The following is a 17,011-nucleotide window of genomic DNA, read 5'->3' as shown; positions in this document are numbered from 1 at the left end:
CTGGGGAGGGAGACAGACCACCGAGAAAGGAACACCATGTACCACCAGCACCTCAAGCCGTTCCCGCAGGACTTCCTGTGGTCCGCCTCCACCTCCGCCTACCAGGTGGAGGGCGCGTGGAACGAGGACGGGAAGGGCCCCTCCGTCATCGACACCAAGCCGGCCGACGAGCTGCCCGAGGGCACCGCGGACTACACCGTGACCGCGGACCACTACCACCACGTCGAGGAGGACGTGGCCCTGATGGCCGAGATGGGCTTCCGCGCCTACCGATTCTCCATCGCCTGGACCCGCATCATCCCGGACGGCGACGGCGAGGAGAACCCGGCCGGCATCGCCTTCTACCACCGGCTCATCGACGCGCTGCTGGAGCACGGCATCGAGCCCATCGTCACGATGTTCCACTTCGACACCCCCGCCGCCCTGGACGCCAAGGGCGGATGGGCCGCCCGCTCCACCGCGGACGCCTTCGTCCGCTACGCCGAGGTGCTGTTCCGCGAGTACGGGCACAAGGTGAAGTACTGGCTGACCATCAACGAGCAGAACATGATGATCCTGCACGGGCGCAAGCTCGGCATCATCAACGCGCTCACCGATGACCCGGAGAAGGAGCTGTACCAGGTCAACCACACCATGTTCCTGGCGCAGGCCAAGGCCATGATCCTGCTGCACCAGATGCACCCGCAGGCCAAGATCGGGCCCGCCCCCAACATCTCCTACGTCTACCCCGCCTCCTCCAAGCCCGAGGACGTCATCGCCGCGGACAACTACAACGCGGTGCGCAACTGGCTCTACCTGGACCTGGCCGCGCGCGGGGAATACAACTCCACCGCGTGGGCGTACCTGGAGGAGAAGGGCATCGCCCCGCAGATCGAGGTGGGGGACATGGCGATCATGAAGGCCGCCAAGCCGGACTTCATCGCCTTCAACTACTACAACACCACCACGATGGCGGACGCGCCCTTCGGCGGCGGCGCCTCCGAGCGCTCCGAGGAGGCCGACCAGCAGATCTCCGAGGGCGAGGAGGGCTACTTCAAGGCCGTGTCCAACCCGAACCTGGGGATGACGCAGTTCGGCTGGGAGATCGACCCCGTCGGCATGCGCATGACCTATCGGGCGATCTGGGACCGCTACCACCTGCCGCTGATCGTCACCGAGAACGGCCTGGGCGCCTTCGATGAGCTCACCGAGGACGGGCACGTGCACGACGACTACCGGATCGACTACCTGCGCCAGCACCTGGAGCAGACCCAGGAGGCCATCACCGACGGCGTGCAGATCCTCGGGTACTCCCCGTGGTCCGCGATCGACCTGGTCTCCACCCACCAGGGCATCGCCAAGCGGTACGGGTTCATCTACGTCAACCGCACGGACGATGACCTGAAGGACCTGGCCCGATACCGCAAGGACTCCTTCTACTGGTACCAGCAGCTGATCCGCACCGGCGAGCTCCCCCCGAAGGACTGGACGCCGTCGTACTGAGTGGGCAGGCGTCCGGCCCGTCCCGCCACGCGCCACCGAGACGGCGCTGCGGTTCCCACTTCCCCCTCTCGAGGACGCGAGACGGCGCATCCGCTCCCAGATCCGTGGATTCTGGGAACGGATGCGCCGGGTCGGCAAAGGGGTGGGAACCGCAGCGCCGTCTCGCGCGTCGGAGGGAGAGGAGAATCCAGCCGAGGAACGTGGGACAAGCTGTCCCTCCCACCGCGGCGGCCCAGGGTGGAGGATGGATCCATGCCCCGAGACACCAAGCAGACGCTCAAGGAATTCCTGCGCGCCAAACGCGCGACCGTGAGACCTGAGGATGTCGGCATCGTGGATTCCGGGCCGCGTCGGGTGCCCGGGCTGCGACGAGAGGAGGTCGCCGTCCTCGCCGGGGTCAGCGTGGACTGGTACGTGCGTCTGGAGCAGGGGCGGCAGGTCACCCCCTCGGAATCCGTGCTGCACGCCGTCGCCCGGGCGCTGCGCCTGGACGACGCGGAGCGGGAGTACCTGTCCAACCTGGCCCGGCCCTCCCGCACCCCGAACCCGCTGCAGCGCGACGGCGCCGTGCGCCCGGGCATCCGCAGGATGCTCGACGGGATGAGCGGGCAGGCGGCGTTCGTGCTCGGCCCGCGGATGGAGGTCCTCGCCGGCAATGAGCTCGCGTGGGCCCTGCTCGCAGACTTCCCGGCGAAGCCCGCAGACGATCGCAACCTCCTCCGGTGGATCCTCACCGATCCGGATGCCCGGGGCTTGTACCGGAACTGGGAGAAGATCGCCTCCGAGATGGTCGGCGTCCTGCAGCTCGAGGCCAGCGCCCGCCCGCGGGACCGGGAGATCGAGGCGCTGGTCCGGGAGCTGAGGGCCTCGAGCCCCGAGTTCGCCCGGTGGTGGACCCGCCCCAACCCCCAAGGCAGGACCTCCGGGATGAAGCGGTTCCGCCACCCGCAGGCGGGTGATCTCACCATCGAGTGGGAGGCGTTCGCGGTGCCGGATGACTCCACGCAGACCCTGTTCATCTACTCCCCGCACGACGCCGGCTCGGCGGAGGCCCTGCGCCTGCTGGCGAGCTGGCGCGCCACCCTCCTCCGGGACCGCGACGACGTCGCCCCCGGCGCGCCGGTTCCGGGGCAGCTTGCCGCGCCCGCCACCTCCTCCGCCGTGACCGCACCCGAAGCATCAGATGCATCAGAAAGGCAGCAGATCTCATGACGCATACCGCTCTCGTCACCGGAGCATCCTCCGGCATCGGCTTCCACATCGCCCAGGAACTCGCCCAGCGCGGCTACGACATCGTCGGTGTCGGCTCCAGCGAGCGCATCCTCGAGCTGCCGGAGAAGCTGCCCGACGTCGAGGTGATCCCCCTGCGCGCGGACCTCACCGACCGGGCCGACGTCGAGCGGCTCTGGGAGGAGTTCGAGCGCACCGGACGCACCCTGGACGTCGCAGCGCTCAACGCCGGACGCAGCCTCGGCGGATCCTTCCTCGACACCGACCTGGAGGACCAGCTGCAGCTGCTCGAGCTGAACGTGACCTCCCAGGTGATCCTCGCCAAGCACGTCGTGCAGACGATGGCGCGGCAGGGCGGCGGCCGGATCCTCATCACGACGTCGCTGTCCGCCACCACACCCACGCCCTACGAATCCATCTACGGGCCCACCCGAGCGTTCATGTTCAGCTTCGCCGAGGGGCTGCGTGAGGAGATGAAGGAGCACGGGGTCAGCGTCACCGCCCTGCTGCCGGGGGCGACGGCCACCGATTTCCACGACCGCGCGGGCATGCAGAAGACGAAGTTCGGGGACAACTCCTGGAAGAACGATCCCGCCGAGGTCGCCCACCAGGGGGTCCAGGCGCTGTTCGACGGGCGGGACCACGTGATCGGCGGGAACCGCGCCACGCAGCGGGCGGCCCTGCTGAACAAGCTCTCCTCCGAGGAGGCCAAAGCCCGGCGCTTCGCGAAGGACTCCCGCCCGCAGCAGTGAGGCGACGGCGTCCCGTGCCTTCACGTTTCGCCGCCCAGACGGCGCTGCGGTTCCCTTTCCCACGGATTTCGGGAACCGCAGCGCCGTCTCGGTGTGGGGGTGGGTGGGTTCCGGGGGTCGGGCACGGGGCGGTGGTGGGAGGTTCTAGAAGTCCATGCCCAGCACGTAGGCGGCCTGGCCGATGTGCTGCAGGGCGTCCTCGGAGACGCTGACCAGCCGGGCCGCGCGGGTCACCGGCGGATCCCAGCTGCGGTCGATCACCTCGGCCAGATCCTCCGGGGAGAGGGTGCGCAGATACGCCTGCTCGGCGTCGACCACGGCCCGCAGGTACGCGTACAGCAGGTCGGCGTCCTCCACGACGACGGCACGCGCCTGCTCCGGGGTGTGCCCGTACCCGTGATCCTGCGGGTCCAGCCCCAGGTCGAAGCGGCGGTCGAAGCCCTGCGCGGTCCACACCTGCTCGGCGTCGGCCAGGTCCGCGACCTGTGCGTCGATCTCCCGGGCGGCGTGCCACAGCAGCCACGCGATCGAATTGTCCTGCCCGCCCGGGTGGGCGTTGAGCTTCTCGGCGGTGAGCCGCTCCGCGAATCCCTCGGCGGCCTGCAGGGGACGGGCGGCCAGGTCCTGGAGAACATCGATGGCATCCATGCCCGCGACCCTACTCCCCTCGCCCCGAGGGCATCCAGGGTCCGCAGGCCTGGTGCTCCTGTGCCGACGGCGACCCGGCGCATCCGTTCCCACCCGACCCAACCACCCCCGCGAGACGGCGCATCCGTTCCCAAAATCCGCGAATCCGGGAACGGATGCGCCGGGTCGGCGAGAGGAGGCTCCCAGACCCACCCGGCACCGAAGACAACCTCATGCGCACGCGGGGGAGCCTCCCTCCGTCCCGAGGGCATCCAGTGCCACCAGAGCCTCGTGCTCCGGTGTCCCCGGGGCCGCCGAGTACACGCTCAGCCGCTGCCCCGGTGTGCCCTCGATGCTCATCGCCTGGAAGTCCAGCGCCACCCGGCCGACCACGGGGTGGTGCAGCACCTTCACCGCCTGCGCGTGGGTGCGCACGTCGTAGGCCTGCCACAGCGCGGCGAACTCCTCGCTGTCCCGGCGCAGCTCCTCCACCAGCTCGGCCAGCGCGGCGTCCTGCGGATCCGTGCCGGCCAGCGAGCGCAGCCCCGCGATGCAGTGCCGGGCATGCACCTCCCAGTCCTCCGGGTACAGCGTCCGCGCCGCCGGGGCCAGGAAGAGATAGCGGATGATGTTGCGCCGGTGCGGGGGCCACTCATCCATGCCCGGCAACAGCGCCTCGGCGGGCGGATTGGCGGCCAGCAGGTCCCCGGTGCGGGTGAGCACGTACGCGGGGAAGGGCCGCAGGGCCTCCAGGATCTGCGGGACGGAACCCGGCAGTCGGTGCGCCGGTGCGTCGTCGGCGATGGGGCGGACCCCGGCCACGCGCGCGGCCAGCGAGCGCAGGTGCGCGTGCTCGTCCGGGGCCAGGCGCAGCGTGCGGGCCAGGGAGTCGACGACGGCGGGGCTGGGGTTGGTCTCCCGGCCCCGCTCCAGCCGGGTGTAGTAGTTCTCGCTGACCCCGGCCAGCACCGCGACCTCCTCGCGGCGCAGCCCCGGGGTGCGCCGCATCCCCGGTCCCGGGGTGAGTCCGACGTCGTGAGGAGTCAGTCCCTCCCGCCGTGCCCGCAGGAAATCGCCCAGTGCGCTGCCGTCCACGCGCCGCCTCCGCTCCTCGTCCTCGTGCCTCATCCGATGCCTCCGCAGATCCCGGGTGGGGACGCGGATGTCCGGGCACCAGCATCGCACCCGGGTCCCCTCCGCGGGTCCCGATCAGCCCCGGCCAGAGGGGGTGTGCTGTGCCCCCTCATGGGCCGGGACTGCCAGGGCGGCGCAGCGGGGCGCAGGGTGGGGGATCAGAGGGGCGGCGTCGGCGTCGTCCCCAGGACAAGCACAGGAAGAGGACCCCATGAGCGAGCAGACCCCCGAGTACGTCGGCGACTGGCAGGCCAACCCGTGGACCCTGGTGTATCAGGGCGCGATCACCGCCAATGAGCCGGGAGCGGTGAACATCCACCCGGTGAGCTACCTGCTGGACGGCCGCCGGATCGCGGCGAATGTGTACACCCCGGCGGGGTACCGGCCGGACGGGCGATACCCTGGGATCGCCGTCGCCCACCCCAACGGCGGCACCAAGGAGCAGGTCTCCGGGCTGTTCGCCCAGCGCCTGGCGGACCTGGGATACGTGGCGATCGCCGCGGACGCCGCCTTCCAGGGCGCCAGCGAGGGTCAGCCCCGGCAGACCGACAAGCCCGCGCACCGCGTGGAGGACATCCGCGGGATGGCGGACTTCCTGGGGACCTTCCCGGGGGTCGACGCCGCCCGGATCGGCCTGCTCGGGGTGTGCGGGGGCGGCGGGTACGCCATCAAGGCCGCCCAGACGGACAAGCGATTCACGGCGGTGGCCACGCTGAGCATGTTCAACTCGGGGCTGATCCGGCGCAACGGGATGAACGACTCCGCGGTGGACACCATCGGGAAGCGGCTGGCGCAGGCCGCCGAGGCCCGGCGGATCGAGGCGATGGGCGGGGTGGTGCGGTACCTGGCGGATGCCACCCCCACTCAGGAGCAGATCGAGGCCCTGCCGGAGGGCAGCCTGTACCGGGAGGGCTTCGAGTACTATCTGCAGACCCACCACCACCCGCGCTCCAGCTCCCGGTACACCGCCTCGAGCATGATCGACCTGATGGCCTTCGACGCCCGGGACCAGGTGGAGCTGATCGACCAGCCGCTGCTGATGATGGCCGGCTCCGCGGCGGACACCAAGTACATGAGCGACGACGTATTCGCCCGCGCCACGGGAACCCAGGACAAGCGCTTCCACGTGATCGAGGGCGCCTCCCACATCCAGACCTACTGGGTGCCGGAGTACGTGGAGGACGCCGTCGAGCAGTTGCGCGCCTTCTTCGGCGAGCACCTGGCCTGAGGGGCGCGGGGGTGCGCGGGGTGCGCGACCCGGCGCATTCGTTCCCATCTAGCTCGGCTTCCCCCGCGAGACGGCGCTTTCGTTCCCAAAATCCGCAAATCTGGGAACGAGAGCGCCGCCTCGGCGAGCAGGTCCGGACCCGTGGGAGCAGGCACCACCTTCCCAGGCATCTGCCGACCCCCCGCCCGTAGACTGGGGGGGGACTGCGCGCGGTCGAGCAGCGTGGAAGGAGGTGCGCCGGTGCGGATCCTGCGGATCTACAACAACAACGTGGTGCTGGCCTCCACCGACGCCGGCGAGGAGGCCGTGATGATCGGGCGCGGCCTGGGCTTCGGGAAGAGGAAGGGCCAGCGCCTGGACCCGGAGAAGGTGGAGCAGACCTTCGTCCCGGAGGGCGCGGGCGGTCCGGATCAGATCGGCGCGCTGCTGTCCGAGCTGCCGCCGGGGATCCTCACCCTGGCCACCGAGCTGGAGGAGCAGGCCCGCGCCGAGTTCGGCCGGGACCTGCCGCATTCCTTCGTCCTGCCGCTGGCGGATCACCTGAACTTCGCGGTGGTGCGTGCCCGGGACGGGATGCACATCGAGTACCCGCTGGCCATCGAGGTCGCACAGCTGTACCCCCGGGAGGCGGCCTTCGGGCGCCGCGCCGTCGAGCTGACCAACGAGCGCCTGGGGGTGCGCCTGCCCCCGGAGGAGGCGACGCCGATCGCCCTGCACCTGGTCAACGCCCAGTTCTCCGGGACGGACCTGAGCCGCACCTACCGGATGACGGAGATCTTCGCGCAGATCTTCGACGTCATCTCCTCCTACTACGGCCGCCCCGTGGACCAGACGCAGCTGTCCGTGGCCCGCTTCGTCACCCACCTGCGCTACCTCTTCGTGCGTGCGGAGCAGGGGCGCCGGCCGACCGTCGCGGACCCCACCCTGCCCGCGATCCACGACGCCGTGCGCACCGGCTACCCGGAGGCCTACGCCTGCGCGGACAAGGTGATGCTGCTGCTGGACATGCACCTGGACACCACCCTCGGCGAGGACGAGCACACCTACCTGACCATCCACATCGCCCGCCTCGCCGCGGACATGTGGGGAGAGGACGCCGCGCACCACCCCGGCCACCCGGCCGAGGCGCCGCTCCCGGGCGACGCCGGAACCCAGCCCGATCAGCCGTCACCGAAGGACACCCCGTGACCCCCAGAACCTCCATCATCATGCCCGTGCACCGCACCGGCGGACGCGTCATCGGGGCGATCCGCTCCGCCCTGGCCCAGACGGACCCGGACTTCGAGCTGCTCGTGCTCATCGACGGCTCCCCGGAGGACTCCCAGCAGGTCCGCGCCTTCCTCGCCGAGCACCCGGACGAGCGGGTGCGGGTCTTCGACGACGAGCAGAACCGCGGCGTCTCCGCGGTGCGCAACCGCGGCCTGGACCAAGCCCGCGGGGAATGGGTCTGCTTCCTCGACGCCGATGACCGCTACCGCCCGCACTACCTGGCGACCCTGCACGCCTTCGCCGCGGACCAGGGCGCCGACGTCGCCGCCTGCGGGCACACCCTGGTGCGCACCACCGGGGAGGAGCAGGATCGCTTCCGCACCCCCGCCGGGGTGCTCACCGGGCGGCAGGCCGCCGTGAAGCTGCTGCGCGATGAGATGACCTCCTTCGTCTGGGACAAACTCGTGCGCCGCGACACCGTCGGGGACATCCGCTTCCTGCCGGATGTGCACCGCGGGGAGGACACCGTGTTCTGCGCCGCCGTGCTCACCGCGGCCCGACGCGTCGTCGTCGTACCCAGCTCCCTCTACGAATACGGGGTGGGGGCGGGGTCCCTGACGTGGGGGCGAGTCACCCCGCCCGAGGAGTCCCTGCGTCTCATGCACGGGCTGGCCCGGGCCGTCGGGGACCTCCTGGACGCCCCCGAGGGGCGCCGGGCGTACACCGTCACCTGGGTGCTGATCTTCCTCAACGCCGCCCAGCAGTCCCTGATGCGGCGGATGCTGCTGCCCCGACTGTCGGACAGCCTCCCCGCCGAGGCCCGGCAGGAGGAGAGCGCCCAGGCTCTCGCGGTGATCCGGGATTCCCGACGCCGGATCACCTGGAGACAGCTGGCCGGCACCGCCTCCGCGGCCCCGCTGTACGCGGCGGCCGGGGCGCTGCTGAAGCTCTCCCCCGCCCTGTACCGCCTCATCTACGGGTCGTACGTGCGCCGCACCTACGGCCTGTAGCCCCACCGCCTCCCGGGCTCGCCCGGGGTGTTCACTACACTGGTCATGGCCCGCCTCCCCCGATCGGGTCCCTTTCCCGCAGAACGGAGCCGATGATCGTGGAGTGGCTGAGCCTGGCCCCCGCCGTCGGAGTGTGCCTGCTGGTCCTCATCACCCCCGGCCTGCTCATCACCCTGGGCACCCGGGTGCGGGGCTTCGACGCCGTCGCCCTGGCCCCCGGGCTCTCCCTCGGCGTCACCGCGCTCACCGCGATCCTCGCGTCGTGGCTGGGGCTGCGCTGGGCCCTGTGGATCCCCCTGGTCGGGGGGCTGCTGGTCGGTGCGGCCCTGCTGGGGCTGCGCCGTCTGCTCGCCCGCCGGGACCTGCTGGACTGGCCCCGGCCTCCCCGCGGCTCGGCGCCGCCGGTCGCCGCGTCGTGGCGCTCGCGGGCGCAGGGCACCGCCTGGCTCGCACTGCTCCTGGGGACGGCGCTGTGTCTGCTCGACCTGGTGAGCGCGATCGGCGATCCGCAGGGCTTCTCCCAGACCTACGACAACAACTTCCATCTCAACGCCGTGCGCTGGATCTCCGAGACCGGAGACGCCTCCTCGCTGACCGTGCAGCAGATGACCTCCGGCGGGCAGTCGGCCGGGTTCTATCCCACGGCATGGCACGCGGTCACCGCCCTGGCCCTGCCGGTGGCCGGCGGCAGCGTGCCGGCCGCCACCAACGCCATGACGCTGGCCGTCGGCGGGGTCGTGTGGCCCCTGTCCGTGGTGCTGCTGGTCCGCTCGATGGGCCGGTTCCGCCGCGGTACCGTCCTGGCCGCCGGCGTCCTGTCGGCCGGGTGCACCGCATTCCCGCTGCTGCTGCTGTGGTTCGGGATCCTCTACCCCAACCTGCTCGGGCTGTCCGTGCTGCCGGCGGGTCTGGCGATCGCGGTGCAGCTGCTGCGGGTGAGCACCCACCGGATCCTGAGCACCGGGCAGGCGGGGCTGCTGGTGCTGCCGTTCCTGGCCGGCATCGCCTTAGCCCACCCGAATGCGCTGATGTCCCTCCTGGTGCTCTCCGCGCCGATCCTGCTGGTACGGGGTGCCCGGCAGGTGCAGGCCGTAGCCGCCGGGCGGATCGGCTGGGGGAGGTTCCTCCTGCAGCTCGGTCTGATCGCGGCGTGCCTGGGGGTGCTGTGGATCCTGTGGGGCGTGGTGCGCCCGACGGACCGGGTGCTGCACATCTGGAAGCCGCAGGCCACCGGCCCGCAGGCCATCTGGGAGGTCGTGTCCATGTCCCCGATGGGCGCGTACCACCCGGAGTGGATGGTCGCCGCCCTGGTGCTGATCGGCGCGGTCTTCGTCGTGCGCCGCCGCCGGTACGTCTGGGTGCTGCTGACGTACCTGACCGGCGCCTGGTTCTACATCGCCGTGCGCTTCCTGGACGAGGCGCACGGGCGGATCTTCATCACCGGGGTCTGGTACAACGACGCCTACCGGCTGGCCGCGCTGCTGCCGGTGGTCGCGGTGCCGCTGGCCGTGGTGGGCGCGGATGCCGTGCTCCGGGTGGTCCGCCACGGCTGGGAGGAGCGCACATGGTACGAGACCCGGAGGGCACACGGCGGCACCGAAGCCGCGCCGGAGACCATCCGGGGTCAGGAGAACCCGTCGGGGGAGCTGCCCCCGTGGGTCGAGGTCCCCGCCGAGGGGGGATCCGCCGCGTCGCCCAGCGGGCGCGGACGACGTCGGCTGCTGCATACCCTGAGCGCGCCGGGCCCGTCCACGACCCTGCTGCTCCTGGCGATCGCGCTGAGCACCCAGCTGGGCCAGCCGATGCGCACCATGGAGCAGGATGTCCGGGAGCGCTTCACCGTCTCCGCCGACTCCGCCCTGGTGGATGCGCAGGAGATGGACGTGATCGAGCATGTGGACCAATACGTGCCGGCGGACCAGAAGGTGCTGGTGGATCCGTCGAGGGGCGGTTCGCTGATCTACGCGCTGGCGGACCGGGAGGTCTCCGCGACTCACCTGGCCTACCGGGATGATCCCGACGCCGCCGTGCTGGGGGAGAAGCTGAACCAGGCCTACTCGGATCCGTCCGTGTGCGAGGCCGTGGAGAGCTCCGGGTACTGGTACGTCGCGGACTTCCCCGCACCCGCCCTGGTGAGGAATCCGGGACACACATACCCCGGGCTGGAGGATCTGGTGCAGGATGGCGTGGCCGAGCCGGTGTACCAGGACGGGCAGGCCCAGCTGCTGCGGATCACCGCCTGCGGCTACTGACCCGCACCACCCGGGCATAGACCGACGTCGGCCGCGGTTGCAGCGGATGTGCAGACCTACACTGCGATCATCATCGGGGCCGGCCAAGCCGGTCTGGCCGCGGCCCATGAGCTCGTGCGCCGCGGACTGGCACCCGGTGCCGACTTCCTGGTGCTGGACGCGGATGACGGTCCCGGCGGCGCGTGGCGGCATCGGTGGGATTCCCTGGTGTTCGGGCGGGCCCACGGCATCGCGGACCTTCCCGGGCTGCCCCTGGGACAGCCGCCGCGGGAGGTGCCGGCTTCCCGGGTGGTCGCCGAATACTACGGCCGCTATGAGGAGGAGTTCGGGCTGGCGGTGCGCAGGCCGGCGCGGGTGACGCGCGTCGAGGAGGACGCCGATCGGCCGGACCTGCTGCGCCTCACCGCCCGCGAGGATTCCGAAGATCGCATATACCTGGCCAGGTATGTACTGAGTGCGGCGGGCACCTGGACGAGCCCCTACGTCCCCACGATCCCGGGCATCGGGGAGTTCCGCGGGGCTCAGCTGCACACCCGAGACTATGTGCGCCGCGAGGACTTCGCGGGTCGGCGCACCCTGGTGGTCGGCGGCGGGCTCAGCGCGGTGCAGTTCCTGCTGGAGCTGGCTCCGGTCACCGAGACCATCTGGGCCACCCGGCGCCCTCCCAACTTCACGGACCGCGGATTCGACGCCGGGTGGGGCCGGGAGGTGGAGGAGGCCGTGCGGACCCGGACCGCCGCGGGCCGCGCCCCCGCCAGCGTGGTGCGCACGACCGGCATCCCCCTGTGGGAGGAGTACGCGCGCGGGGTCGAGCAGGGGGTGCTGGTCAGCCGCGGGATGCCGGAGCGGCTCACCCCCACCGGGGCCGTGTGGGGCCCGGATCCCTCCGGAAAGCAGCTGCCCGCGGATCGGGAACCGGAAGCCGCCGCCTCCGGAGGCCTGGGACCCTCGGCATCGGAGGAGCTGGTGATGCCCGCGAGCTGGGATCCGTTCCCTGCGGGGCATGAGGAGCCGGTGGAGGTGGTCTTCTGGAACACCGGGTTCCGCCCGGCCCTGAACCACCTGGCGCCCCTGGGGCTGCGCGAGCCGGGCGGCGGGATCCGGATGCTGGATGAGGTCAGCCCCGCCCGGGACCGACGGATCCTGCTGGTGGGGTACGGCTCCACGGCGTCAACGATCGGCGCCAACCGGGCCGGGCGGCTGGCCGGTCGCACCCTGGCCCGCCGTCTCGCCGAGGACGAGCGCCCCCGAGGATGACGCCGGGGCACCACCGACGCCCTCCCTCTCGCCCAGCTCTCGCTGCCCACCCCGTCGCTCCGCCGGATGATTTCGGGAGCCGTGCGGTATTTCAGGAGCCCCCGCAGTGCTCCCGAGACACCGCGCGGCTCCCAAAGCGCTTCGGCCGAACCCGCTCCGCTGCCCGGGTGGCGCGGCGGGACCCCCGCGTGGGCGGCGGCTAGCCTGGAAGCGGACATCCTCCCCGCGCGCAAAGGACGGCTTCGTGGCACCCCAGCTGATGGCCTTCGATCTGGACGGCACCCTGATCTTCGATCTGCGGATCGGTCAGGAGAGCATCGACGCGATCCGCGCCTGGCAGGAGGCCGGGAATCTGGCGGTGTGCGCCACCGGCAAGTCCATCGCCTCCACCCGCCACGCCCTGGAGGGCACGGGCCTGCGCTTCGACTACTACGTGACGTACACGGGCGCCGTCGTCACGGACGCGGACTTCCGCGTGCTGCGCGCCAGGACGCTGCCGGGCGAGGTCGTGCAGGAGGTGGTGCAGCGGATGTCGGGGGAGTCCGGCGTCGCCGTGTACGGCACCACCTTGGACACCGACGACGTGCGCTTCTCCAACCGCACCGGCCGGGCCAGCACGGAGATCCTGCCGCACTTCGTGGAGATGGACGCCGCGCAGATCCCGGAGCACGAGTTCGTCGGGGTGCCGCTGTGGGTGACGGACCCGGAGAAGATCGACCCGCTGCACGAGGAGCTGTCCGCCCGCTACGCCGGGATCATGGACTGCCACCGCAACCAGACCTTCCTGGACCTGGTGCCGCCGGACACGCACAAGGGCACGGGCCTGGCGTGGCTGGATGAGCACCACCTGGGCGGGCGCTACGAGACGTACTCCATCGGGGATTCCTGGAATGACCTCGGGATGCACGCCTGGGCGGACCATTCGGCGTCCTTCCCCTACTCCCCGCAGGCCGTGCAGGAGGCCACCGAGACCGTGGTGCCCACCGCCGCGCAGTGGATCCGCCGCCTGCTCGCCTGATCCGCAGCGCCCCACACAGGGGGGGTCAGCGGCGCGGGTAGGGCTCCAGGACGAAGGTGCGGCCGTCGGCGGTGGAGCGTCGGCACAGGTCCGCGAAGTCCTCGCCGTCGTGCACGCGGGTGCGGACCTCTGGGCGGCGGGTCAGCGGGTACAGGCTCAGCCCCACCATCACCGCGAAGGAGTGACCGGTGGCCGTGAATCCGGTGCCCGGCAGGAACCCGTAGACCACGACGCCGAGCAGCACCGTCAGCAGCGCCGCCCGGTTCCATCCGCGCAGCCGGTAGACCATGATCCCGGCCAGGGCCATGAACCCGTAGCTGGCGCCGGTGTCCTGCACGTTCCACAGGGACTCCGGCCCGTGGAACCAGCGGATCCGCACGTAGACGCCCCACGCGGTGAGCAGGGTGGCCACGATGTGCCCGGTCGCGAAGACGACGACGGCCCGCCCTGTGCCCAGCCACCGCTCCGCCGGAGCGAGGAACACCAGGAACAGCGCGCCCCACAGCAGCAGCTCCGTCCCGGAGACGAAGAACGCGCTGCGCACCAGGACCCGCAGGGGGTCGCGGGTGAGGTGCTCCAGGTTGGTGGACTGCGCGGCGAGGAACAGCTCCTTGGCATGCTCCGGCATCCCCAGCAGCACCCAGGTGGTCACCGCAAGGATCCCCACGTAGATGCAGGTTCCGGGGGCACTGGCCACGTACCACCGCAGGTATCCGCCGTGCCGCTGCCAGAAGGTGCGCATCCAGCGGGTGGGGGCCCAGCCCTGGGCCAGGGAGATCAGCACGAGCACGGCCGCACCGAGCGCGAGCAGCCGCGCGATCATGGGGAGCATGGACCACCATCCTAAGCGTCGCGGGAGGATGGGACGGCGCGGGTCCTCCCGTAGACTCTCCCGATGACCTCCTCCCGCCGCACCGCAGACTCCCCCGCGACGCTGCTGATCATCGCCGACCCCGGTCTGCCCACCCGCCGGCTGCGCCGGATCCAGGATGATCTGGTCCGGCGGCTGGAGACGACGACGCCGGGTGGGGCCCGCCTGCTGACCCGCACCGGAACCGTGCGGGTGCGCCCGGATGACACCATCGACCTCGGCGTCGCCGCGGATCTGGCCCCGGATGACCGCACCGTGGATGCGACCATCCTGCTCACGGAGATGCCGCGGCACGCCGGCGGGCACCCGCTGGTCGCGGAGACCTTCGCGGACCAGCGCGTCGCCGTCGTCTCCTGCCCCACCCTGGGGGTGCTCTTCCCCCGACGCCGCCTGGTGCGCACCATCCTCGCCTGCGCGGCCCGGCTGCTGGATGCGAAGGAGGACCGGGGAAGCCAGCACTGGAACCGGTGGAAGCGCCACCCTGCCACGGGGCACCTGAGCCTGTTCGCCCACACGATCACGGGGGTGCCGCGCACCGTGTTGGGGATGGTCGCGGCCAACGACCCCTGGAGCACCGCCCCGAAGCTGTCCAGCGCGATGGCGGCGGCGGCCGGTGTGGGGGCGTTCGGGGTGTTCTACAGCTCCATCTGGCAGATGTCCGACGCGCTGAGCACGGCCCGGCTGCTGAGCATCGGGGTGCTGGCGGTGGTGCTGATGACGGGATGGCTGCTGGTGAGCAACCGCCTGTGGGATCGCCCGGCGAAGGAGCGGCTGGGCACCGTCGTCGGCCTCTACAACGCCTCCACCGTGCTGACGCTGCTGCTGTGCGTGCTGGTGCTCTACGCGGGGCTGGTGGTGCTGATCCTGCTGGCGGGGCTGGTGGTGATCGACCCGGAGTTCATGGCCGCGACCCTCGGCACCGGGGAGGTCGGGTTCACCAACTACCTGGACATCGCGTGGATGAGCGCGGCCATGGGGGTGGTGGCCGGGGCTCTGGGCTCCAGCTTCGACTCGCAGACGGATCTGCGGCGCCTGACCCACGGGCAGCGCGAGCGCCAGCGCCGCCTGACGGAGGAGAGCGGGGAGGGCTCGCAGGACGCCGCGCCCGGGACCCACCGGGGGTGAGTCCCGGGCGCGGGCGTCGGGCCGGGGTCAGTCCTCGACGACGCTGACGGTGACCTCGATGTTGCCGCGGGTCGCGTTGGAGTAGGGGCAGACCTGGTGGGCCTGGTCCGCCAGCTGCTGGGCGACGTCGTGCTCCAGGTGCGGCAGCACGACCTCCAGGGCCACGGCCAGGCCGAATCCGCCCTTCCCGTTGTCCCCGATGCTGACCTTGGCGCCGACGGCGGAGTCGGAGGTGTCCGCCTTCGCCTGGCGGGCGACCATCTTCAGGGCGGAGTGGAAGCAGGCGGCGTACCCGGCGGCGAACAGCTGCTCGGGGTTGTACCCGTTCCCGGACCCGCCCATGGACTTCGGGGTGGCCAGGTCCAGCTCGAGGTCGGCGTCCTTGACGGAGACGTGGCCGTTGCGGGCCTCGCCGGTGGACAGCGCTTCGGTGGTGTACTTCGGTTCCATGGGGTCCTCCTCGGGACGTTTCCGGTGGTCGAGCTCCACACTAGGCCCGGTCTCGGGCCGGGCACGACGCCGCCCGGCCCGGTTCCGCTGTCAGCGCGAGGCGCCGTCGTCGTCCCGGTCCCGGGCGGCGGGTGCGAGGATCAGCTCCGCGCCGCGCACGCCGTCCAGCAGCGCGGGGTCCGGCTCCGTCCCGGTGCGCAGGATGCTCAGGTGCCCGGTGTCCTCCAGGATGACCCCGCGCACCTGGTCCAGCCGGGTGATGCCGGCCGCCCGCAGGGCCGCGCAGATCTCCCGGTGCGTCAGGTGGGCGCGGCGCAGCGATCGCTCCAGGAATTCGCCGTGGGCCATGAGGGCCAGGGGCTGGTGGCGCAGCCGCCGGGTGGCGCTCACCCGCTGCAGGGTGCCGAAGAGGATCTCCAGGAAGATCAGGGTCCCCAGCCCGACGATGCCGGCGCCGAGGGTCGGGTGGTTGCCGAGGATCACGCGCCCGGCCACCGCCCCGAACATGATGATGATCAGCGCGTCCAGGCCGTTCCAGCTGGACAGCAGCCGCACTCCGAAGACCCGCACCAGCAGCACGAAGCACAGGTAGATGCCCACGGCTGCGGCGATGACCACGGGGATCCGCCAGGGTTCGATCCCCAGCTCCCTCCACACCAGGTGACCCAGATCCGGCGGCAGACTCATGCCGCCCATCCTAATGACGACGCCGTGCGCCCCCACCGCCTCGGCGCTCTGCTCCCGTCACGCTGGGTGCAGGATGTCACGGACCGGCCGCGCCATCCTGCACCCGGCACGACGTCGGCGGGAGGGACCAGGCGGCGGGGACCCCCGCCTCACCCCCTGACGAGACCCCGGACCACCTCCACCACCCGCTCGAGGTCCTCCCCCGTGGTCTGCACGGCCACGGACAGCCCGGCGTCGTAGTACAGCCCGTCCCCGATCAGCAGGATCGCCCGGGCCCTGCCCGGATCCCCCACCTCCTCGAGAATCAGCGCGTACCAGTCCCGGTGGATGGATTCCAGCAGCTCGCGCACCGCGGGGTGGGAGTCCTGGCTCAGCTGCGCGGCGGCGACCATCGCCCGGTCCAGGGGCGCATCCTCGTACACGGAGGAGCGCACGTAGTGCACGGAGGCGCCCTCGGAGCAGGTGCGCATGGTGTGCAGGTCCTCCCGGATCATCTCCCGCAGCCGATCCAGCTGCCCCTGCACCAGGGCGTCCTTGTCCTTGAAGTGGTAGAGCAGGCCGCCCTTGGACAGACCTGCGCGCTCGACGACGGCGTTCAGCGTGGCCGCGCGCTCTCCCCCTTCGATGAGGAGGGATTCGTAGGCGTCGAGGATGCGGTCCCGTGAGCTCATGATCCCGA

16 protein-coding genes are annotated in these 17,011 nt (G+C 71.4%); 10 read left to right on the top strand and 6 right to left on the bottom strand.

The annotated features are described in order from the left end of the window. The first annotated feature begins 36 nt into the window (after nucleotides 1–36). The 3 genes from AC0VXQ_RS00280 (at nucleotide 37) to AC0VXQ_RS00270 (ending at nucleotide 3,464) form a co-directional block, all read left to right on the top strand. The gene (locus AC0VXQ_RS00280) at nucleotides 37–1,482 is read left to right on the top strand and encodes a glycoside hydrolase family 1 protein (protein WP_064725031.1); all 1,446 of its coding nucleotides are present in this window, start codon (nucleotides 37–39) and stop codon (nucleotides 1,480–1,482) included. 252 nt (nucleotides 1,483–1,734) lie between these two features. Then, complete coding sequence (locus tag AC0VXQ_RS00275; protein ID WP_196825879.1) at nucleotides 1,735–2,694, top strand: helix-turn-helix transcriptional regulator; 960 nt, start codon at nucleotides 1,735–1,737, stop codon at nucleotides 2,692–2,694. Then, entirely contained in the window at nucleotides 2,691–3,464 is a 774-nt protein-coding gene (locus AC0VXQ_RS00270) for an SDR family NAD(P)-dependent oxidoreductase (protein WP_064725033.1), read from the top strand. Before AC0VXQ_RS00275 ends, AC0VXQ_RS00270 begins: the two co-directional genes overlap by 4 nt. Nucleotides 3,465–3,608: 144 nt before the next feature. Here AC0VXQ_RS00270 and AC0VXQ_RS00265 read toward each other — a convergent pair whose 3' ends face one another. Next, nucleotides 3,609–4,112, bottom strand: a complete 504-nt coding sequence (locus AC0VXQ_RS00265; RefSeq protein WP_064725034.1) for a mycothiol transferase — start codon at nucleotides 4,110–4,112, stop codon at nucleotides 3,609–3,611. Between the two features lie 210 nt (nucleotides 4,113–4,322). Next, nucleotides 4,323–5,219: a helix-turn-helix transcriptional regulator gene (locus tag AC0VXQ_RS00260; RefSeq protein WP_196825878.1), complete on the bottom strand. Its 897-nt coding sequence runs from the start codon at nucleotides 5,217–5,219 to the stop codon at nucleotides 4,323–4,325. Between the two features lie 217 nt (nucleotides 5,220–5,436). On the opposite strand from AC0VXQ_RS00260, the gene AC0VXQ_RS00255 reads away from it, so the two are divergent. The 6 genes from AC0VXQ_RS00255 to AC0VXQ_RS00230 all read left to right on the top strand — a co-directional run bounded on the left by AC0VXQ_RS00255 (nucleotide 5,437) and on the right by AC0VXQ_RS00230 (nucleotide 13,199). Continuing rightward, complete coding sequence (locus tag AC0VXQ_RS00255) at nucleotides 5,437–6,453, top strand: alpha/beta hydrolase (RefSeq protein ID WP_064725036.1); 1,017 nt, start codon at nucleotides 5,437–5,439, stop codon at nucleotides 6,451–6,453. A gap of 240 nt (nucleotides 6,454–6,693) precedes the next feature. Then, complete coding sequence (locus tag AC0VXQ_RS00250) at nucleotides 6,694–7,641, top strand: PRD domain-containing protein (RefSeq protein ID WP_196825877.1); 948 nt, start codon at nucleotides 6,694–6,696, stop codon at nucleotides 7,639–7,641. Beyond that, entirely contained in the window at nucleotides 7,638–8,672 is a 1,035-nt protein-coding gene (locus AC0VXQ_RS00245; protein ID WP_260008800.1) for a glycosyltransferase family 2 protein, read from the top strand. The genes AC0VXQ_RS00250 and AC0VXQ_RS00245 overlap by 4 nt, the downstream gene beginning before the upstream one ends. A 92-nt stretch (nucleotides 8,673–8,764) precedes the next feature. Beyond that, on the top strand, nucleotides 8,765–10,924 hold the full coding sequence (locus AC0VXQ_RS00240; RefSeq protein ID WP_260008798.1) for a DUF6541 family protein: 2,160 nt from the start codon (nucleotides 8,765–8,767) through the stop codon (nucleotides 10,922–10,924). A 48-nt stretch (nucleotides 10,925–10,972) separates the two neighbouring features. Continuing rightward, nucleotides 10,973–12,181 (top strand): NAD(P)-binding domain-containing protein, encoded by a 1,209-nt coding sequence (locus AC0VXQ_RS00235; RefSeq protein ID WP_331279302.1) that lies wholly within the window; start codon nucleotides 10,973–10,975, stop codon nucleotides 12,179–12,181. Nucleotides 12,182–12,425: 244 nt separating this feature from the next. Then, complete coding sequence (locus AC0VXQ_RS00230) at nucleotides 12,426–13,199, top strand: HAD-IIB family hydrolase (RefSeq protein ID WP_260983830.1); 774 nt, start codon at nucleotides 12,426–12,428, stop codon at nucleotides 13,197–13,199. A gap of 25 nt (nucleotides 13,200–13,224) precedes the next feature. Here the strand turns inward: AC0VXQ_RS00230 and AC0VXQ_RS00225 are convergent, their stop codons facing one another. Next, complete coding sequence (locus AC0VXQ_RS00225; protein ID WP_058730412.1) at nucleotides 13,225–14,031, bottom strand: rhomboid-like protein; 807 nt, start codon at nucleotides 14,029–14,031, stop codon at nucleotides 13,225–13,227. Nucleotides 14,032–14,094: 63 nt separating this feature from the next. Between AC0VXQ_RS00225 and AC0VXQ_RS00220 the strand changes: the two genes are divergently transcribed. Beyond that, nucleotides 14,095–15,195: a hypothetical protein gene (locus AC0VXQ_RS00220; protein WP_061225126.1), complete on the top strand. Its 1,101-nt coding sequence runs from the start codon at nucleotides 14,095–14,097 to the stop codon at nucleotides 15,193–15,195. A gap of 27 nt (nucleotides 15,196–15,222) precedes the next feature. Here AC0VXQ_RS00220 and AC0VXQ_RS00215 read toward each other — a convergent pair whose 3' ends face one another. From AC0VXQ_RS00215 to AC0VXQ_RS00205, 3 genes are all read right to left on the bottom strand, one after another. Next, nucleotides 15,223–15,645, bottom strand: a complete 423-nt coding sequence (locus AC0VXQ_RS00215) for an organic hydroperoxide resistance protein (protein ID WP_058730410.1) — start codon at nucleotides 15,643–15,645, stop codon at nucleotides 15,223–15,225. Nucleotides 15,646–15,735: 90 nt separating this feature from the next. Next, on the bottom strand, nucleotides 15,736–16,332 hold the full coding sequence (locus tag AC0VXQ_RS00210) for a DUF421 domain-containing protein (RefSeq protein ID WP_061225127.1): 597 nt from the start codon (nucleotides 16,330–16,332) through the stop codon (nucleotides 15,736–15,738). A 149-nt stretch (nucleotides 16,333–16,481) separates the two neighbouring features. Further along, a complete protein-coding gene (locus AC0VXQ_RS00205) occupies nucleotides 16,482–17,003 on the bottom strand; it encodes a TetR/AcrR family transcriptional regulator (RefSeq protein ID WP_058730408.1) in 522 nt (173 codons plus the stop codon). Nucleotides 17,004–17,011 lie beyond the last annotated feature (8 nt).

Source organism: Rothia sp. QJM3NY_36, assembly GCF_056173115.1.
Note: the sequence above shows the minus strand (reverse complement) of the source record. Positions and strands in the feature narration are given on the sequence as shown.

Coding starts and splice junctions, on each gene's coding strand:
- AC0VXQ_RS00280 (WP_064725031.1), top strand. CDS start 37: ATGTACCACCAGCACCTCAAGCCGTTCCCGCAGGACTTCCTGTGGTCC.
- AC0VXQ_RS00275 (WP_196825879.1), top strand. CDS start 1,735: ATGCCCCGAGACACCAAGCAGACGCTCAAGGAATTCCTGCGCGCCAAA.
- AC0VXQ_RS00270 (WP_064725033.1), top strand. CDS start 2,691: ATGACGCATACCGCTCTCGTCACCGGAGCATCCTCCGGCATCGGCTTC.
- AC0VXQ_RS00265 (WP_064725034.1), bottom strand. CDS start 4,112: ATGGATGCCATCGATGTTCTCCAGGACCTGGCCGCCCGTCCCCTGCAG.
- AC0VXQ_RS00260 (WP_196825878.1), bottom strand. CDS start 5,219: ATGAGGCACGAGGACGAGGAGCGGAGGCGGCGCGTGGACGGCAGCGCA.
- AC0VXQ_RS00255 (WP_064725036.1), top strand. CDS start 5,437: ATGAGCGAGCAGACCCCCGAGTACGTCGGCGACTGGCAGGCCAACCCG.
- AC0VXQ_RS00240 (WP_260008798.1), top strand. CDS start 8,765: ATGATCGTGGAGTGGCTGAGCCTGGCCCCCGCCGTCGGAGTGTGCCTG.
- AC0VXQ_RS00225 (WP_058730412.1), bottom strand. CDS start 14,031: ATGCTCCCCATGATCGCGCGGCTGCTCGCGCTCGGTGCGGCCGTGCTC.
- AC0VXQ_RS00220 (WP_061225126.1), top strand. CDS start 14,095: ATGACCTCCTCCCGCCGCACCGCAGACTCCCCCGCGACGCTGCTGATC.
- AC0VXQ_RS00215 (WP_058730410.1), bottom strand. CDS start 15,645: ATGGAACCGAAGTACACCACCGAAGCGCTGTCCACCGGCGAGGCCCGC.
- AC0VXQ_RS00210 (WP_061225127.1), bottom strand. CDS start 16,332: ATGAGTCTGCCGCCGGATCTGGGTCACCTGGTGTGGAGGGAGCTGGGG.
- AC0VXQ_RS00205 (WP_058730408.1), bottom strand. CDS start 17,003: ATGAGCTCACGGGACCGCATCCTCGACGCCTACGAATCCCTCCTCATC.